Annotated in this window: 20 protein-coding genes; 3 read left to right on the plus strand and 17 right to left on the minus strand. The window is 42.7% G+C overall.

The genetic code is table 11. The annotated features are described in order from the left end of the window. Window position 1: 1 nt before the first annotated feature. The 6 genes from rnc to fapR all read right to left on the minus strand — a co-directional run bounded on the left by rnc (window position 2) and on the right by fapR (window position 4,655). The gene (gene rnc, locus ACFPZG_RS09920) at window positions 2-763 is read right to left on the minus strand and encodes a ribonuclease III (RefSeq protein WP_283734622.1); all 762 of its coding nucleotides are present in this window, start codon (window positions 761-763) and stop codon (window positions 2-4) included. A gap of 189 nt (window positions 764-952) precedes the next feature. After that, the gene (locus tag ACFPZG_RS09925; RefSeq protein WP_060209057.1) at window positions 953-1,189 is read right to left on the minus strand and encodes an acyl carrier protein; all 237 of its coding nucleotides are present in this window, start codon (window positions 1,187-1,189) and stop codon (window positions 953-955) included. 212 nt (window positions 1,190-1,401) lie between these two features. After that, entirely contained in the window at window positions 1,402-2,148 is a 747-nt protein-coding gene (gene fabG / locus ACFPZG_RS09930; protein ID WP_317940118.1) for a 3-oxoacyl-[acyl-carrier-protein] reductase, read from the minus strand. Window position 2,149: 1 nt separating this feature from the next. Further along, window positions 2,150-3,085 carry an ACP S-malonyltransferase gene (gene fabD, locus ACFPZG_RS09935; RefSeq protein ID WP_283731694.1) on the minus strand — a complete coding sequence of 312 codons (936 nt, stop codon included), beginning with the start codon at window positions 3,083-3,085 and terminating at the stop codon, window positions 2,150-2,152. Then, entirely contained in the window at window positions 3,082-4,074 is a 993-nt protein-coding gene (plsX, locus tag ACFPZG_RS09940) for a phosphate acyltransferase PlsX (RefSeq protein WP_283731693.1), read from the minus strand. Before plsX ends, fabD begins: the two co-directional genes overlap by 4 nt. Beyond that, a complete protein-coding gene (gene fapR / locus ACFPZG_RS09945) occupies window positions 4,071-4,655 on the minus strand; it encodes a transcription factor FapR (RefSeq protein WP_283731692.1) in 585 nt (194 codons plus the stop codon). The genes plsX and fapR overlap by 4 nt, the downstream gene beginning before the upstream one ends. Before the next feature lie 253 nt (window positions 4,656-4,908). Between fapR and ACFPZG_RS09950 the strand changes: the two genes are divergently transcribed. Next, window positions 4,909-5,748: an FtsX-like permease family protein gene (locus tag ACFPZG_RS09950; protein WP_381426965.1), complete on the plus strand. Its 840-nt coding sequence runs from the start codon at window positions 4,909-4,911 to the stop codon at window positions 5,746-5,748. A gap of 23 nt (window positions 5,749-5,771) precedes the next feature. Continuing rightward, on the plus strand, window positions 5,772-6,470 hold the full coding sequence (locus ACFPZG_RS09955) for an ABC transporter ATP-binding protein (protein WP_283731689.1): 699 nt from the start codon (window positions 5,772-5,774) through the stop codon (window positions 6,468-6,470). 73 nt (window positions 6,471-6,543) lie between these two features. On the opposite strand, the gene recG is transcribed toward ACFPZG_RS09955, so the two are convergent. The 5 genes from recG to ACFPZG_RS09980 form a co-directional block, all read right to left on the minus strand. Continuing rightward, window positions 6,544-8,592, minus strand: coding sequence for an ATP-dependent DNA helicase RecG (gene recG / locus ACFPZG_RS09960; RefSeq protein WP_317940119.1), 2,049 nt, complete (start codon window positions 8,590-8,592; stop codon window positions 6,544-6,546). Continuing rightward, window positions 8,573-9,481, minus strand: coding sequence for an L-serine ammonia-lyase, iron-sulfur-dependent, subunit alpha (gene sdaAA, locus ACFPZG_RS09965; protein ID WP_283731688.1), 909 nt, complete (start codon window positions 9,479-9,481; stop codon window positions 8,573-8,575). Before sdaAA ends, recG begins: the two co-directional genes overlap by 20 nt. A gap of 14 nt (window positions 9,482-9,495) precedes the next feature. Further along, window positions 9,496-10,158, minus strand: a complete 663-nt coding sequence (gene sdaAB, locus ACFPZG_RS09970; protein ID WP_317940120.1) for an L-serine ammonia-lyase, iron-sulfur-dependent subunit beta — start codon at window positions 10,156-10,158, stop codon at window positions 9,496-9,498. Window positions 10,159-10,264: 106 nt separating this feature from the next. After that, a complete protein-coding gene (locus ACFPZG_RS09975; protein ID WP_317940121.1) occupies window positions 10,265-11,923 on the minus strand; it encodes a DAK2 domain-containing protein in 1,659 nt (552 codons plus the stop codon). Between the two features lie 20 nt (window positions 11,924-11,943). Next, window positions 11,944-12,303: an Asp23/Gls24 family envelope stress response protein gene (locus tag ACFPZG_RS09980; RefSeq protein WP_283731687.1), complete on the minus strand. Its 360-nt coding sequence runs from the start codon at window positions 12,301-12,303 to the stop codon at window positions 11,944-11,946. A gap of 220 nt (window positions 12,304-12,523) precedes the next feature. On the opposite strand from ACFPZG_RS09980, the gene rpmB reads away from it, so the two are divergent. Next, window positions 12,524-12,712, plus strand: a complete 189-nt coding sequence (rpmB, locus tag ACFPZG_RS09985; RefSeq protein WP_283731686.1) for a 50S ribosomal protein L28 — start codon at window positions 12,524-12,526, stop codon at window positions 12,710-12,712. Between the two features lie 183 nt (window positions 12,713-12,895). On the opposite strand, the gene spoVM is transcribed toward rpmB, so the two are convergent. From spoVM to ACFPZG_RS10015, 6 genes are read right to left on the minus strand one after another with little or no spacing between them, the layout of a single operon-like run. Next, window positions 12,896-13,051, minus strand: coding sequence for a stage V sporulation protein SpoVM (gene spoVM / locus ACFPZG_RS09990; RefSeq protein ID WP_283731685.1), 156 nt, complete (start codon window positions 13,049-13,051; stop codon window positions 12,896-12,898). Window positions 13,052-13,065: 14 nt separating this feature from the next. Next, a complete protein-coding gene (locus ACFPZG_RS09995; protein WP_283731684.1) occupies window positions 13,066-13,719 on the minus strand; it encodes a thiamine diphosphokinase in 654 nt (217 codons plus the stop codon). Continuing rightward, window positions 13,719-14,384 carry a ribulose-phosphate 3-epimerase gene (gene rpe / locus ACFPZG_RS10000; protein WP_283731683.1) on the minus strand — a complete coding sequence of 222 codons (666 nt, stop codon included), beginning with the start codon at window positions 14,382-14,384 and terminating at the stop codon, window positions 13,719-13,721. The genes ACFPZG_RS09995 and rpe overlap by 1 nt, the downstream gene beginning before the upstream one ends. Further along, window positions 14,377-15,273 carry a ribosome small subunit-dependent GTPase A gene (gene rsgA, locus ACFPZG_RS10005; RefSeq protein WP_317940122.1) on the minus strand — a complete coding sequence of 299 codons (897 nt, stop codon included), beginning with the start codon at window positions 15,271-15,273 and terminating at the stop codon, window positions 14,377-14,379. The genes rpe and rsgA overlap by 8 nt, the downstream gene beginning before the upstream one ends. Window positions 15,274-15,287: 14 nt before the next feature. Further along, window positions 15,288-17,252, minus strand: coding sequence for a Stk1 family PASTA domain-containing Ser/Thr kinase (pknB, locus tag ACFPZG_RS10010; RefSeq protein WP_317940123.1), 1,965 nt, complete (start codon window positions 17,250-17,252; stop codon window positions 15,288-15,290). After that, window positions 17,249-18,007 carry a Stp1/IreP family PP2C-type Ser/Thr phosphatase gene (locus ACFPZG_RS10015; RefSeq protein ID WP_317940124.1) on the minus strand — a complete coding sequence of 253 codons (759 nt, stop codon included), beginning with the start codon at window positions 18,005-18,007 and terminating at the stop codon, window positions 17,249-17,251. Before ACFPZG_RS10015 ends, pknB begins: the two co-directional genes overlap by 4 nt. Window positions 18,008-18,016: the final 9 nt, after the last annotated feature.

Raw genomic sequence — 18,016 nt, forward strand, 5'->3', positions numbered from 1 at the left:
ATCAGTTCTCTCCTTCGGCCTCAATGCCTTTTAATACATGAATGGCTTGACGGGCCGCATCCTGCTCGGCTTCTTTTTTCGACCTTCCAATACCTGTTCCTAATTCACGATTTTCCAATCTAACGACGGTGACAAACTTTTTCGCATGCGCAGGACCTTTCTCTTCAACAATCTCGTAATTCAGGTTGCCATGATTGGTCTGTTGAACAATCTCCTGTAGGCGACTCTTATAATCCATCACATGCGAAAAAGCACCGTCTCCAATTTTCGGAAAAACTACTTGTTCAAGGAAAGTAGTCACTGGTTCCATTCCTTGATCCAAAAACAATGCTCCGATAAATGCTTCAAAAACATCAGCAAGCAGAGCTGGCCGCGTTCGACCCCCTGTTTGTTCTTCACCTTTGCCAAGTAAGATAAAGTCTCCGAAATGGAGTTCATTGGAGAATTTGACTAATGAGGGCTCACAGACAATTGCCGCCCTAAGTTTCGTTAGCTCGCCTTCGCTCATATCCGGTTCAGTTGCAAATAGAAAACGAGAAACACCAAGTTCCAATACAGCATCGCCTAAGAATTCAAGTCTCTCGTTGTCCGAGAAATTTTTACGACGATGTTCATTTACATAGGAAGAATGTGTAAATGCATTGTAAAGAAGCGATTCATCCTTAAATTGGATAGAAAGTCGATCTTGGAGTCCTTTAAATTTTCTTCTCACTTCGACTGGGAGTAGCGAGGAGGCATATTTATATTTCTGTTTATTATTCATCGCGATTCTGCCTTTCACTTCATAGTTCTCTTAATTTTACACGGTTCGTGCCTTACATGCAAAACCGAAAAGAGATACTTTCATTCCTTTTCTTGGTTTAAGAAAGGAAGAAAGCATCTCGTTGGAAATTCATTCATATTAGTTGAAGTATTAATGAGCCCATTTTTTCGGTTTTACGAATAAATGAAATTAATTCACTTTTTCTTCGATATATTTCACAGCGTCACCGACAGTTCCGATCTTTTCAGCATCGTCATCGGAAATTTCCATATCGAATTCATCTTCTAATTCCATAACAAGCTCAACGACATCCAAAGAGTCTGCGCCGAGATCATCTTTGAAAGAAGCTTCAGGTTTTACTTCGCTTTCATCGACACCAAGACGGTCGACAACCACTTTCGTTACACGTTCAAGTACTGACAACATAGTCACCTCCTCTCAAGAAAAGCGTAAGCGGCCTGCTTAGGTGCTACAGGCATAAGACACAAGGAAGGCAGTCTAATTTCGCCACTTCCTGTGGCAACGACTGCATACCCGCATCCTGTGGGCACGAAGCGGCGCTTTTTGCCGCACTGCCGGGCTGGCTTATGACCCGAGCACCTGGCCGCTGAAGCTGGACAATAATATTGTACAGGTTATTACATTACCATACCGCCGTCGACATGAATAGTTTGTCCTGTTATATAATTTGCATCGTTGGATAGTAAGAACGCAACTGTTCCTGCGACGTCTTCGGCTGAGCCTAATTTGCCTAAAGGAATGGAGCCCAACATTTGCGCTTTCACGTCTTCAGGAAGAGCGTCTGTCATGTCAGTCGTTATGAAACCTGGAGCGACTGCGTTAACAGTAATGTTTCTTGAAGAAAGCTCTCTCGCAGTTGTTTTTGTTAAGCCAATGACACCTGCTTTTGCTGCGACATAGTTCGCTTGTCCAGGGTTGCCGATGACGCCGACGATTGAAGCGAGATTGACGATTTTTCCTGCACGTTGTTTCATCATTTGGCGAGTGACAGCTTTTGTGCAGAGGAATACGCCTTTTAGGTTGATGTCGATAACATCGTCCCATTCGTCCTCTTTCATGCGCATTAAGAGATTGTCTCTTGTGATGCCGGCATTGTTCACGAGGAAGTCGATTGAACCGAAGTTTTCCATCGTTGCGTCAATCATTTGTTTCACTTGATTGGCGTCTGAAACGTTCGCTTGGATTGCAAATGCATCGCTACCAGAATCCTTAATCAGTTGGACAACTTCTTCAGCTTTCTCTCTGCTACCGCCGTAGTTGACGGCAACTCGAACACCCTCACGACCTAATAATATAGCAATCTCACGTCCAATTCCTCTTGAAGCACCCGTGACAATCGCCGTTTTCCCTTCAAATCTTCCCATCTTATTCCCACCCTTTCGCTGCATCAATGACTGCTTGTAATGTCTCTTCGTCATAGACTGGGAGCACTGTAACAGATCGATCGATTTTCTTTACAAGTCCACTGAGCACTTTTCCTGGACCACATTCGATGAAATGCGTAACTCCAAGGTTGATCAGTTCACGTACCGAATCTTCCCAACGAACTGGAGAATAAAGTTGTTCAACTAACAACTGCTTGATCACTTCACGGTCGGAAACAGTTTCTGCATTCACATTCGCTACAACTGGGATAGAAGCGTCTTTCATTTCAACTTCTTCCAAAGCTTTTTTCAGACGTTCCGCAGCTGGCTTCATGAGGGATGAATGGAATGGTCCGCTCACATCAAGTGGAATCGCTCTTTTCGCACCTGCCTCTTTAAGTGCCACACAAGCTTTTTCGACACCTGCTTTTGTGCCTGATATGACGATTTGACCTGGGCAATTCAAGTTCGCCGGTTGGACGGAATCTCCTTCTACCGTTATGGCGTCCGTCACTTCTTGTAGCTTCTCGCTATCCAATCCAAGAATGGCTGCCATCGCGCCTTCACCCGCAGGTACTGCATCATTCATGAATAAGCCGCGTTGATGGACAACGGAAACTCCATCTTCGAATGATAGAACTCCCGATGCAACAAGAGCTGTATACTCACCAAGACTGTGTCCTGCCGTATAGTCAGGTGTAATGCCGCCTTCAACAAGCTTCGAAGCGATCATTGCTCCTACTGTCAAAAGTGCAGGCTGCGCATTGTACGTTAATGTCAGTTCCTCTTGAGGTCCTTCTTTGAGTAATTTGCTTAAACCGAACTGCAAAACTTCATCAGCACGTTCGAGGAAATTTCCACCGCTATTGAAAAGCTCTTCTCCCATTCCTACGGATTGTGAACCTTGACCCGGGAATATAAACGCTATTTTCGTCACTCCGCCTCCACCTTTCCAACTGTCCTTCCAATTGTTCCACAGACATCGTATTTAACCATCGTCCTAGCTTGTCTAATTGCATTTAATATCGCATTGGCATTAGACGAACCATGCGCTTTAATGACAGGAGAATTTAAGCCGAAGAGACCAGCTCCCCCATATTCCGTGTAATCCATCTTCTTTTTTAATCCCCGTAGGCCATCCTTGACCATTGCAGCGGACAGTTTTGATTTTAATGAAGCGCCGTAAACTTCCTTCAACATCGTGAAGAAGCTAAGAGCTGTACCTTCAATCGTTTTAAGCACCATATTTCCTGTAAAACCGTCGGTAACAACGACGTCTGCCGCTCCACTTAATAAATCCCTCGATTCCACATTACCGATAAAATTGATCGGCGCCTCGGAAAGAAGATCATATGCAGCTTTCGTCAATTCATTTCCTTTGCCTTCTTCGGTACCAATATTCAATAGTCCTACACGTGGCCTTTGAATTCCACGGACTTTTTCGGCATAAATACTTCCCATAATTGCGTATTGCTGTAAATGGACCGGTTTGGCATCGGCATTGGCTCCGACATCCAAAAAGACGAAACCTTGACCTTCTATAGTTGGTAGTGTCGGTGACAGTGCAGGACGGTCAATACCTTTTATACGACCTACAACGAATAGACCTGCCGCCATAAGTGCGCCGGTGTTTCCAGCCGAAACACAAGCATCTGCCTCTCCATCCTTTCCTGCTTGTGCCATTCTCACCATTGATGCATCTTTTTTCTTTCTGATAGCTCGAACGGGTTCATCATCTGGTTCAATCTTCTCTGAACAATGGAACACTTTTAACCGATCATGTTCTTTTAAATACGGAGCCATCATTTCTTCATTTCCATAAATATGTATATGTATATCTTCAAATTCATTTAGACTTTGGAGAGCGCCTGCGATGATTTCACCCGGTGCGTTATCTCCGCCCATTCCGTCTAATGCAATAATCATTTTACTTCACTCCTACTGTGGTTCGTAGTCTGGTACATCTGGAATTCACCTGTGAAAACCGTTTCGTTTTCAACTGTAGAAACGACATCGACGAATGTCCTTTTCTCATTTGAACGCTCTTTATCCACAGTGGCGCGTGAAATTACACGGTCACCCGATCTAACTGGCTTCAAAAAATTGAGTGTCGATGTGACTGTCAAGGCAAGATCATCATCTAATACTGCTACGGCCAAAGAGTTCGCCTGCGCAAATAAATGATGGCCACGGGCTATTCCGCTTCGTCTGAAGACATGATCATCAGTAACATCGAATATGGAAATCGCCCTCTTGTCCAACTCGATGTCAACGATTTCACCGATGACTTCATCAGACTGAATGGATTTCACCTCTGCATCGATTGTTCGTGCAGCTACCGTTTTCAATCGTTCACGTAATTCCGGAATTCCACATTCCAATCGATCTAAGCGAATCGTCTGGACGCTTACTTTAAATTGCTTGGACAATTCTTCGTCTGTCAGAAAAGGATTTTGTTCGAGGCTCATTTCAAGCTGGCGTTGCCTCTCCCTTTTTGGCATTCTCACTCGTTTCACCCTTCCGGATTAGCACTTGGTACTAATACCAGTATATTATCATAGTTCATCTTTGATTTCTACAAAACATTGATGAAGAGTTCTCTTTTTCTATGATGAAGTTCTCGTTTCCTCCCCATAATTTCTCATTCTAATGCAATAAGTTCTCGTATAACCAAGACCAGTTCCCGTTCGGTGGCAAAAGGTTCTCATTTAACCCCGAATATTTCTCATTCTCAGGCAAGGAGTTCTCACCCATAGCCTGTTGAAACGGTCAGCTGATTTTGCGATTCTTCGATCGGTTGGATGGAAACGGAAAAAGATTGTTCGTATTCTGATCGTTGAAGTTCTATTGATTTCGATACTTCCCGTCATTCCGTTTTCAATTGTGAATCGTTCGTTTGCAATCGGGGATGGCTACCAAAGCATTTTCCTATTCCTGATTTTATTCTTGATCACTGGAATCAGCTACTATTCCGGCAGCCGCCACTCCATTATACAAACACCGCGGCAGGCTTTGAACAGTGAAGTGAAGGACAGCAGGGCTTTCCGACTTTTGAATATTAGAAGCATTACCGGATTTGCATACAATCAAATGTTCCGTAGACCGGCACGTTTTTTATTGCTTGCCCTTGTAATTGCGATGACATCGTTCATGATTTTCATTATCCTATCGACACAACAATCACTGCAGAATGAATTGCATGTAAGTTTTGTCGGGGAAACGTTAAACGTGCAACTTTCCGGACTTCAAAATCTGTATGTGGCAATGGGGATAATCCTCACAACTGCCGTCATGCTTTTATTAATTTACTTGAACTTGTCTGAACGGCAAAAGGAATTTCACGTCTTAAAAGCAATCGGTTGGAAGTTCAAACGCGTGCGGATTTATTTGATCATCGAGGCGATTGGCATTTCAGCAATCGGAACAATTGTAGGGAGTACAGCAGCGCTCATCCTTTTGTTGCAAGTCCCTTCCTTCCAGATTACTTGGTGGATCGGCATCCTTGTTTTAGCTATGCCCGTTCTGCAGCAGTTGATATTTACGTTGCTTCTTGTCACGATGATGAACCGGAAAGGAACTTCCATGCTTAAGGAAGCTTGAATGCCGGTAAGGAGATGATAGAAATGATTGATGTGAAGAATGTCAAAAAAAGCTTTATTACCGGAAATAGCAAGACAATAATTTTAAATGATGTTACTTTTTCCATTGAACGCGGTAGATATGTTGCGATCACCGGTCCATCGGGTTCTGGTAAATCTACGTTACTCAATGTTATAGGCGGCCTTGAACCGATAGATGGCGGAGAAATCTACATTAACCGGGATCCAGTCCATCGAATGAATGACGATGAAATGGCGGAAATGCGTGCGAGTATCATCGGCTATGTGTTTCAACAGTTCCACCTGTTGCCGACAGCTACCGCATTAGAAAATGTAATGATGCCGCTGTTATCGACAACTTCATCCAAAGAGGTTGTGGAACTTGCAAAAGAATCGCTCAAACGCGTCGGTCTTGAACACCGAATGAATCACCTGCCAAGCAAACTTTCCGGTGGTGAACAACAGCGGGTTGCAATCGCCCGCGCGATGGTCATTAAACCAAGGATATTATTGGCGGACGAACCGACAGGAAATTTGGACTCCGAAACAGGAAAGCGAATCATCGATTTAATTGAAGGTCTTCGTGAGGAGCAAAAGATGACTATCGTATTAGTGACACATGATTTGGATCTCGCAGCAAGAGCGGATTCCATCATCCATGTGCGAGATGGGGAAGTAGGGTATATTGAACAGAATTTGGCGGAAAAGGTAACACAGGCATAATTCCAAATTAAAAGGCGAGCTTCCTTGAATACAGGCTCGCCTTTTTTATTTTTTAACCTCAACAACTATCCATTCAATCCATTCTCTCTTGAGAAAGCGCGCCGGATTGTTCCAAGTCTTCTCTTAAGAAATTATATTCCGGAGAGCTCCAGAAGCTGTCGGATGATAGCATTTTCTCAGCATCTTGACGAGCGGTTTCCAATGCACGGAAATCGTGGACGAGATCTGCCATTTTAAATTCAGGCATTCCACTTTGCTTTTTGCCGAAAAAGTCTCCTGCCCCTCTTAGCTCGAGGTCTTTTTCCGCGAGGAGGAATCCGTCATTTGTCTCCGTCATCGATTGCATCCGTTCTTTTCCTTCTTCGTTTTTCGGATCAGCAAGAAGGACACAGTATGATTGATCAGCGCCCCGCCCTACTCTTCCTCGTAATTGGTGGAGTTGTGCTAATCCGAAACGGGTTGCATCGTAAATGAGCATAAACGTCGCATTTGGAACGTTTACACCAACTTCAACAACTGTTGTTGAAACGAGGCAGTCGATTTTCCCATCGCTGAAATCACGCATGATTTCGTCCTTTTCATCCGGATGCAGACGCCCATGCATCAGTCCGACTGTATATCTGCCTTTAAAATGGTGGGTGAGCTGTGCATGGACATCGACGGCATTTTGTACATCAAGCTTGTCCGATTCCTCTATCAGAGGGCAAATAACATAAGCTTGGCGACCTGCATGCAATTCCCTCTCCATTTTTCTTAATACGGGTAGTAATGACTCTTCTTTCAACCAATACGTTTCGATTTGTTTACGACCTGCTGGCATTTCATCCAGAACCGAAACATCCATTTCACCGAATGCCGTGATCGCCAAAGTTCTTGGGATTGGAGTTGCTGTCATGAAAAGCACATCCGGATTCAATCCTTTTTCCCTAAGCACACGGCGTTGTTCAACACCGAATCGATGTTGCTCATCTGTTATGACAAGGCCCAATTTGGTGAAACTGACATCTGGTTGAATAAGGGCATGTGTACCAATCAAAAGATCGATTTCACCGTTCGCTAAATTCTCCAAGATATGTCTTCTCGCCTTTACCTTTGTAGATCCCGAAAGAAATGCTACCTTCACTCCAAACGGCTCTAACCAGGAAGAAAGCGAATTGGCATGCTGTTCAGCAAGGATTTCTGTCGGAGCCATCAGTGCTCCTTGGAAGCCTGCGGTGATGGCGGCATATAGTGCAATTGCTGCGACGACAGTCTTTCCGGAACCAACATCCCCTTGCAGAAGGCGATTCATCCTCCCGGAACTTTTCAATTCAGCACAGAGTTCGTTGACGACTCTTTTTTGGGCACCGGTTAACTCAAACGGCAATGAAGAAATAAATGCTTTCAACCGCTCCAAATCGTACTGGATAGTTGTTCCTTTTTCCGCATCCTTACGTATTTTCTTCATCCCAATCATCTTCAATTGGAATTTAAGCAATTCTTCATAGACAAATCTTCTTCTTGCTTGTTTTACATCTGTTGGTGACTTCGGAAAATGAACCATCTCCAATGCCTCACTAACGGATGGCAGCATATAAGCCTCTCTTATGGAATCCGGTAATACTTCCTCTATTTCACCAGCACACAAGTCAAGTGCATTTCTCATATATTTTCGGAATGTCTTTTGATGCATTACATTTTTCAAACTATAAACAGGTTCAAAATCCGCTTGGTCCGTTTTGGGTCCCTCGCTGAAATTGCTAACATTGATCACTTGCCGTCCGCGATCCCATTTTCCTGTCACTGTTACAACCATCCCTATTGAAAGACGTTCTTTTAAATAATGCTGATTGAAAAAGATCGCTTTGACGAGATGTGGACCCGCGAGGAGTCTGATTTGTAGTCGAGAACGGTTCCTCCCTAAAAAAAGAACGGAAGGCTCGCTTTCGACCCTTCCTTCAATCGTAACCCGTTCATTATGCGGTGTATCCGCTAAATCTTTCAATCTAAAATCTTCATGTCGATAAGGAATTGTATTGATCAAATCCCCTATTGTTTCAATCCCTAATTTTTGGAGCCGTTCGGCAGATGCCTTCCCTACACCTTTCAGCGATGTGACCGCGTCACGAATTGACGCGGTCATTGACCGTTCTATCCTTCCCGAATATCTTAGCCTCAAGCCATTTGCCGGTAGGTGTAGCAGCAAGTCCGCCCCTCGCAGTCTCTTTTAGAGCAGACGGCATCGTTTGTCCGATCCTATGCATCGCTTCAATTACTTCGTCGGTAGGGATTCTGCTGACGACTCCTGCAAGGGCCATGTCTGCTCCTACAAGAGCTTTCGCTGCACCCATTGCGTTCCGTTTCACACATGGTACTTCAACCAAACCAGCTACAGGATCACAAACAAGTCCAAGCATATTTTTCATTACAATGGAGAAAGCCTCTGCACTTTGTTGAGGTGTTCCGCCAGCCATTTCTACGATTGCTGCTGCGGCCATGGAAGCCGCAGATCCAGTTTCAGCCTGACACCCTCCTGCTGCACCTGAGATGGATGCGTTATTTGCAACGACAAAGCCGAAAGCTCCAGATGTGAATAGGTAGTTCACCATTTGCTCCCTTGTCGGATTCAATTTGTCTATCACTGCAAAAAGCGTTCCTGGCACAATGCCTGCAGCCCCAGCTGTCGGAGTTGCACAGATCATTCCCATTGCGGCATTCACTTCATTCGTTGCAACTGCTTTGCTGACGGCGTCTAATATAAGGTCACCCGATAAGGATTTCCCGGTCTTTATATAATTTTGAAGAAGTACTGCATCTCCACCAGTCAAACCAGAGGTAGATTTTACACCTTTAAGTCCTTGCTCAACGGCACTTTCCATAACAGTAAGGTTATTATCCATCTGCGCAATTATTTCTTCACGCGTACGCTTTGTAATAAGCATTTCCTGCTCAATCATGATTTCAGAAATTGGCTTGTTTTGTGTCTCAGCAAGTGTTACAAGTTCCTTTACCGAACTGAATAGTACTTCCATATCTATATTCCCCCTTAATTTGCCAATGTCGACACTTGTGTGACATTCGGCAAGGATTTCAATTCATTTATTAACGTTTCATCAAACATCTGATCTATTTCGATAACCATAAGTGCCATTTTCCCTTTTTCTTTCCTGCCGACTTCCATATGAGCAATATTCATCCCTTGCGAAGCAATTGCATTGGAAACGTTTGCAATGACACCTGAACGGTCATGATGAACAACAAGAAGCGCTGGAAAATGGCCAGAAAGACGGAGTGGGAAACCATTCAACTCGGTCACTTCCATTGTCCCCCCACCGATTGAAATGCCTACGAGCTCCATTTCACCTTGGCTATCCCCAATTCTAATTTTCGCCGTATTTGGATGCTCAGCTTCCTCTTCCTCTGGTATGAACTCAAATGTCATTCCAAGTGCTGTAGCATCTTCAAATGCTGTTTTGATCCGTTCGTCAAAGGTATCATAATCTAATAATCCACCGATGATTGCAACATCGGTTCCATGACCTTTATATGTTTCCGCGAAAGAACCATATAAATGAATTTTCGCCCATTCCGGTTGTCTACCAAACAAATCTCGGGCTACACGGCCAATCCTCGCAGCGCCCGCAGTATGTGAAGATGAAGGTCCTATCATCACAGGACCGATTATTTCAAACACGGATCTGTATTTCATACATAATACCCCCTAATTAAAAGACAAGCATGAATTCATTTTACATGATAAAGACAAAATAGAAAAGACGGCACGCTCGTCAAGAGCATACCGTCATTTTCTTTTATTACTCCACAGAGAGGATATATGGATACAACGGCTGTTTCCCATTATAGAGTTCAACTTCCGTATGATCATAATTCTCTTCTACATAGCTCGCAATTTCGTTTGCCTCTTCTTCAGTAACATCTTCACCATAGATAATTGTAACGATTTCATCGTCTTCATCTATCAAAGAAGCCAATAATGTTTTAATAACATCATCCAAAGAAGGCTTAGAAATGACAATTTTACTACCCGCAAGACCCATGAAATCATCTTTCTTAATGTCTACACCGTCAATCGATGTGTCGCGGATTGAATAAGTGACTTGTCCTGTCTTGACGGCAGCTGCAGCCTTGGACATTACTTTTTCATTTTCACTTACACCGATTTCAGGATTGAATGCGAGAATTGCCGATAGACCTTCAGGAACTGATTTCGTTTCTACGACAGCAGCTTCGATACCGATCACTTCAGCTGCCTGCTTTGCAGCCATGATGATATTTTTATTATTCGGCAGGATAATTACACGTTCTGCTCCGACATCTTTGATGGCTTTAACAATATCTTCCGTTGAAGGATTCATTGTCTGACCACCTTCGATTACCGCAGATGCACCGATACTTTTCAGCAGGTCGGCAACTCCGGATCCCATTGCGACTGTTACGATTGCATAAGGATGAACAGCCTTCTCTTCCTTCTTCGTTGAATGGCCTTCACCAACGATGTCGATATGCTGTTGTCGCATATTTTCAATCTTGATGTTAATAAGTGAACCGTATCGTTGAGCGTAATTCAGGGCATCTCCAGGTTCCTCTGTATGGATATGTACTTTCGCGATTTCATCATCGGAGATGACAAGTAACGAATCTCCAAATTTACTTAGATCCAGTCTGAAGTCACCTTCTTCAAAAGGATTCTTCTTAACTTTATCGTCTTCAAATTTCACCATGAATTCTGTGCAATAACCGAATTCAATATCTTCAGTGTTCATGAAACCTTGAACACCGCGATGATGCTCGGCATTTACAAGATCATCCATTGATCCAATTGTTGTACGCTCAGGTAGCGCCTCACCTTTTAGACACGCCAAAAAGCCTTCATATACATAGACAAGGCCTTGTCCACCGCTATCTACAACACCGACTTCTTTCAACACTGGCAAAAGATCCGGAGTTCTCTTTAATGATGCTTTTGATTCTTCGACAATCGCTTCCATTACCTTGATGATATCATCCGTAGTATTAGCCACTTCGACACCTTTTTTCGCAGCATCTTTCGCAACGGTTAAGATAGTCCCTTCGACAGGCTTCATAACTGCCTTATAGGCTGTTTGAACACCATAGTCCAGTGCTCCTGCGAATTTGACACTATTAAGCTTCTCTTCCTCTTCAACCGCTTTCCCGAAACCGCGGAATAATTGAGATAGAATGACGCCTGAGTTCCCACGTGCACCCATTAAAAGACCTTTGGATAATGCTTGAGCTGTTTTACCTAAATGCACAGATGCATGTGCAGCTGTTTCCTTTGCACCTGAGGCAATCGATAAATTCATATTTGTTCCTGTATCACCATCGGGTACTGGAAACACGTTTAATGAATCGACATAGTCTGCATTAAGATGAAGGTGATGAGCACCTATCTTCACCATGTCCGCAAATTTAACACCATCAATAAACTTCATTGAAAGTTTTCCTCCTTCTATCAACTCGTCACCCGAACTCCTTGAACAAATATATTCACTGAATCCACTGTTAACGATAATGTCTTTTTTAGTGTATACATAACTTTGGATTGCACTTGGTACGCAACCTCGGAGATTTTAGTGCCGTAACCAACGATGACATACATATCGATATGTGTCTCATCCCCGATTGTTCTCACAATGACTCCTCTTGCATAATTCTCTTTTCCAAGGATGTCTGTAAGCCCATCCCGGATCTGATGACGTGAAGCCATGCCGACAATTCCGTAGCATTCGATTGCCGCCTCTCCAACCACTTGGGCAATGACGTCATTCGTAATATCTATTTTACCGTAATCGTTTTTCAATTCAATTGACATGATAGCTTCCCCTCCTGCATCCTTTATAGCTTCCCCTATTGTACTATACACCATAACATTATTAAAGAAGAAGTAACCGCAAACATTAAATCTGTAAAGGAGTTTCACTTGAAAGCATCATTAAAAAAGGTTGCAAGCCATTATTTCCTGTGATAAAGTATTATGGTATGCGAATTAGATAGTGAATCGCTTAATCATTATTAGCGAGGAGGTCATAAAAATGGCTAAAGAATGTGTTATTACTGGACGTAAAGCTCGTACTGGAAATGCTCGTTCACACGCAATGAACGCTAACAGACGTACTTGGGGAGCTAACCTTCAAAAAGTCCGTATTCTTGTTAACGGTAAACCAAAACGTGTTTGGGTATCTGCAAGAGCACTTAAATCAGGTAAAGTAGAAAGAGTTTAAACGAAAAGCGGAAACGACCGTTTAGGCTCGACAGGCATAAGACAGATTAGCGTAACGGCGAACTTTGCCGTGGAGCTAATATGGCTTATGACCCGAGAGACTGGTCGTTGCAGCTAGACAATAATTACTTCTTTTGCTTTCCGACAATACGAAAAAAAGAAATAAAACGCCAGGCCGATAAGTTCAGCCTGACGTTTTTTCTTTTTTCCTTTTTCTATTGCGCTGACTCGCACTTGCAGCTGCCTGGCTCTTCTGCTTATCATCTTTTTGGAAGACGACCATGCATTTTCGGACAAAACTACTGAGAAACTTTGGCATCGTAAATGTATAGACTCGCAATTCCCCGGCTCCTTTCAGGAATCTGAACTCCTTACCATTAAGCATATGCCTTTCCGGAATGAGATAGTACAAACTTCTTCAATTGGTTCATTGCTTGTAAACTTTGTCATACCCATTTCCATCCGAGCATTTACAGTCTCATACTTAAAGCCAGTCAAGGTAATTCCCTCAACGGTACTTCCAAAAGGAAAAAAGGATACATAGGGCAGACCTTCGTTTTTATTCACAAGATGTGTTCCCGACTTTAAAATATATAATTCATTGCTTATATTCTTAACGATGAATGACACATCTTCATATTCAATTTGAAGCCGGTATAGTAACTGCAGCGCTGATTCGAAATGATCAATTCTTCCACCCGTCACACCTATGAGGATGATTTCATCGGGTTCATGGGTAAGAGCACGTGTAACCGCCAATTCAGTATCTGTTTCATCTTTCATGGCATTGAATGCATCAACACGGTCCACAGCCGATTGGATCATCTCAAATTCACTTTTAGTAACCGAATCGAAATCACCTACTGCCTCCAAAGGAACTATTCCTCTTTCCAAAAGATGAAGGGAGCCACGATCCACTCCAATAAAAATAGTCCCTTCTGACTTTAAGGCAAGTAAATCCGGTAATTCCTCAACCGGTCCACCAGCGCAAATAACAACTCTTTTCATTATTTCAGCACGCTTTCCCCTGCAGCTTTGATCCGTTGTAATGCCTCTTCACGGTTTTCCGTATTAAAAATAGCAGATCCCGCTACAAAAATAGTAGCACCCGCTTCAGCGCATGGAATGATTGTTTCCTCATTAATGCCGCCGTCGATTTCAATTTCAATGTTGAGTCCTTTTTCTTTAATGACGTCGGAAAGCTGCTTCACTTTCGGAACAACTGAATGAATGAATTTCTGCCCGCCAAATCCCGGGTTCACAGTCATGAACAAGACAAGGTCCACATCCTCCAAGATATGAAGAATATGCTCAATAGGTGTATGTGGATTAAGCACAACACCAGGTTTTACACCAAATGAACGAATTAGTTGAATCGTACGGTGCAAATGCCTACATGCCTCTACATGCACAGTTATATAATCTGCTCCTGCTTTTGCAAACTGTTCAATATATGCATCTGGATTCTCAATCATGAGGTGAACATCAAGAGGGAGGTTGGTTACTGGTCGCAACGCCTCCACAACAATCGGGCCCATCGTAATGTTCGGAACGAAATGTCCATCCATTACATCAATATGGATCAGTTCCGCACCTGCTGCTTCCACTTCTTTAACTTCTTCAGCTAACTTCGAAAAGTCCGCTGCCAATATTGATGGTGCAATTTTAATCATTTTTCGGATACCTCGGCTTTCGGTCAGTAATCTCTTGTAAAAACTGTACGTAATTATCGTATCTGGAGTTTAAAATTTCGCCGGTATCGACCTTTGCTTTTACTGCACATTTAGGCTCTTTAAGATGTAAACAACCTCTGAATTTACAAAGTGGCGCCGCTTGCTCCATTTCAACGAAATAATTACGTAATTCTTCTTTTTCGATATGATCGAAGTCAAGCGAGCTAAAACCCGGAGTGTCTGCAACAAGTCCTCCTGCGACTTCCATTAGTTCGACATGACGAGTTGTGTGTTTTCCCCTGCCCAATGCCTCTGAAATTTCACCAGTTTTCAATAGCAAACCAGGGATCAACGTATTTAACAATGTTGACTTTCCTACACCTGATTGACCCGCAAGGACGGTCGTATTCCCTTTAAGAAAAGGATAAAGTAGGTCGTGCAAATCAGGATCATCGATATATGTCTGAATGACGTCATACCCAATGCCTTCATAGTATTCTATTGCAGCATTAGCGAGTTGAAGGTCAGTTTCATTCGCAATATCCTTTTTGGTTAGACAGATGATAGGTTTTATGTCGACAGATTCAATGACAGTCAGGAATCTATCCAATAAATGAAGGCTGAAATCAGGTTCAACAATAGAGAATACAAGCAATGCCTGATCGATATTAGCAATCGGCGGCCGTACAAGTTCATTTTTCCTCTCATGAACTTCTGTAATTGTCGCATCATTATCGCCATCTTCGACAATCGTTACAATGTCACCTACAAGGGGGGAGATCCCTCTATTTCTAAAGACTCCCCTCCCCTTGCACTGGATCAGATTCCCGTTTTCCCTTTGCACATAATAAAAACCACTAATCGCTTTTCTGATTTGTCCTTGCGGCATCCAATCCCTCTTTCTTATTCTTCGATATCATCGTAATCAACTGTTATATCCTCTATGACTGTATCTCCTCTATAGATGATATATCTTCCACGTTGACCCTCTTCAAGTTCAATCGTAATCTCTCTACGTGTATCTTCAGTAATTTTAAATTCTGCAACCGGGTCTGTCATGGAATGCTTATTATCCTGGATGTATATTTTAACAGTCTGTGGTTCGGGCTCGGATGATTCATCCTCATCATCTACAGTTGTAGATTCATACGGAATATCCACAGGCCTTACATAAACTCTCACTGGTTTCTTCTCTTGTCCTTTGGAACGGACAACGCCAACTTTTGCACCGACTTGCAAATCGGATCCCGCAGGAGGATCTTGCGAAATAACATTACCTTCCGGAATTGTATCATGATACTCCTCTTTTACTACACGAATATCAAATCCCGAGGATTCCGCATAATCATCCAACTGCTTCTTATCATAATTCGTCAGATCGCCTAACTTGACCATTCTCTTTCCTTGACTGACTTTGAATACGATATCCGTCTCCCCTGGAACGACATGCTCGCCTTCAGCTGGGGTTTGCTCAAGAATTTGACCTTCTGGCTGGTCAGAATAAACCGGATCAGCCGTAATTGACCTAAAATTAAATCCTTGCAAGAAATTATAGATTTCATCATAATCCTTACCCGTATAATCAGTCATTTCCATCGTGTCTTTGCCTTTACTTACGTAAAGTGTGACCGGGGTGCCTAACTCACGGTTTTTTCCAGCCTCCGGGATTGTTTTGAAAACCTTACCGGCTTCGTATTCATCGGAGAAGTCCTCGATTATGCCTTCTACCACAAACCCAGTTTCACTAATGAGGTCCCTTGCTTCCGCTTCATCCAATCCCGCAACTTCAGGGATAAGAGCGTCTTTCGGACCTAATAATGAAGGCAGGAAAAGAGCCAATAATGCGATTGCAATAAGACCTATAGAAATACCTAAAACAATCGGCCATTTCTTCCTCTTCTTCTTCACAGGCGGTTGAGGTTCAGGAGTTACTGGTTCGATAATTTTAGTCGTGTCGTGATTATCCACTTTTGATGGATCTGTGATCACGGGAATAATACGAGTTTTATCATCATCAAACGGTAATGTAAACTTACTTTCATACTGTCTTTCAGGAGAAAGAACTGTTAGTAAATCATCATACATTTCATCCGCTGATCGATATCTGTATGTAGCATCTTTCGCTGTTGCCTTTAAAATAACATTTTCAACGCTTTGAGGTATACCGGGAAACGTATTTCGTACAGACGGTGTCTCCTCCTGCAAATGTTTTAAAGCGATTGCGACAGCTGTTTCCGCCGAAAACGGTAATTCGCCAGTCAATAATTCATAAAAGACGATACCTAAGGAGTAAATATCCGATTTTTTAGTCGCCATTCCACCCCTTGCTTGTTCGGGGGATAAATAATGGACTGTCCCAATAACTGAATTTGTTTTTGTATGCGCGGTCGCATGCAGGGCCATTGCAATTCCAAAATCAGTTATCTTCACATCACCATCGGCGTCCATTAAAATATTTTGCGGCTTGATATCCCGATGAATAATGCCATTATGATGCGCATTTGCAATCGCTGAAACAAGTTGTTTCATAATATTGACAGCTTGGGCAACAGGTAATGGACCATTCGACTGAATATATTTTTTCAATGTTTGACCTTCGATGTACTCCATTACGAAATAATGAAGTTCTCCTTCTTCATCTACATCATAAATATTCACAATATGTGGATGCGTCAAACTTGTTGCTGACAATGCTTCCCTTTGAAATCTTTTCTTTATATCTTGCTCGTTTGCGAAATCATAGTTAAGCACTTTAATCGCTACATCGCGGTCTAAAATAATGTCATGTGCCAAATAGACTTTTGACATACCGCCTTCTCCGATGCCTTTAATGACTTCGTAACGTCCACCAATTCGTTTTCCGATCATGATGATCTCACCTCCGAATCGGAGTATCCTAAAACAACAGAAATATTATCTTCGCCACCCATATCATTCGCTAATTTAACTAATTCAACTGCCTTGGAATGGAGATTCCCATCCAATGTAACGATACTATGAATTTTTTCACTATGGACTTTATTGCTTAATCCATCTGTACAGATCAATAGATAAGCGTTTTCTTTCAGCTGAATATGATAAAAATCAGGTGTTATGGATTTTTCTGATCCAACCGCTCGCATGATCCAATTTCGTTGAGGATGCGTCGCAGCTTCTTCTTCTGTTATTTCACCAGAATCAAGCAAGATATTGACGTAGGAATGATCTTTCGTAATTTGAATGATTTCTGTTTCATTAATAATATACACACGACTATCACCTACATGTGTAACTAATCCCTTATTTCCGTTAACAAGCACAGCATCAAGAGTTGTCCCCATACCCTTGAAGTTCTCATCTCTCTCTGCAACCTCGAAAATAGTCTGGTTGATGAATGAAACCGTCTCTAAAAGCCATTCTTTCCAGTCTTCATCATCCATTTCAGCTGAATTGGATACTCCTTGAAACTTTTCCCCCAATAGTTGAACTGCTGTTGCACTTGCAAAGTCTCCACCCCGATGGCCTCCCATACCGTCTGCAATTACAGCCAGTGTTGGGCCATTCTGAATTGTAAAAACAGCTGCACTATCCTCGTTCACTGAACGCTTCTTCCCAATATCCGAAAGCACTTCAAATCGCAACACTTGTCCCCC

It is taken from the genome of Sporosarcina thermotolerans (assembly GCF_042658975.1).
Taxonomy (GTDB): domain Bacteria; phylum Bacillota; class Bacilli; order Bacillales_A; family Planococcaceae; genus Sporosarcina; species Sporosarcina thermotolerans.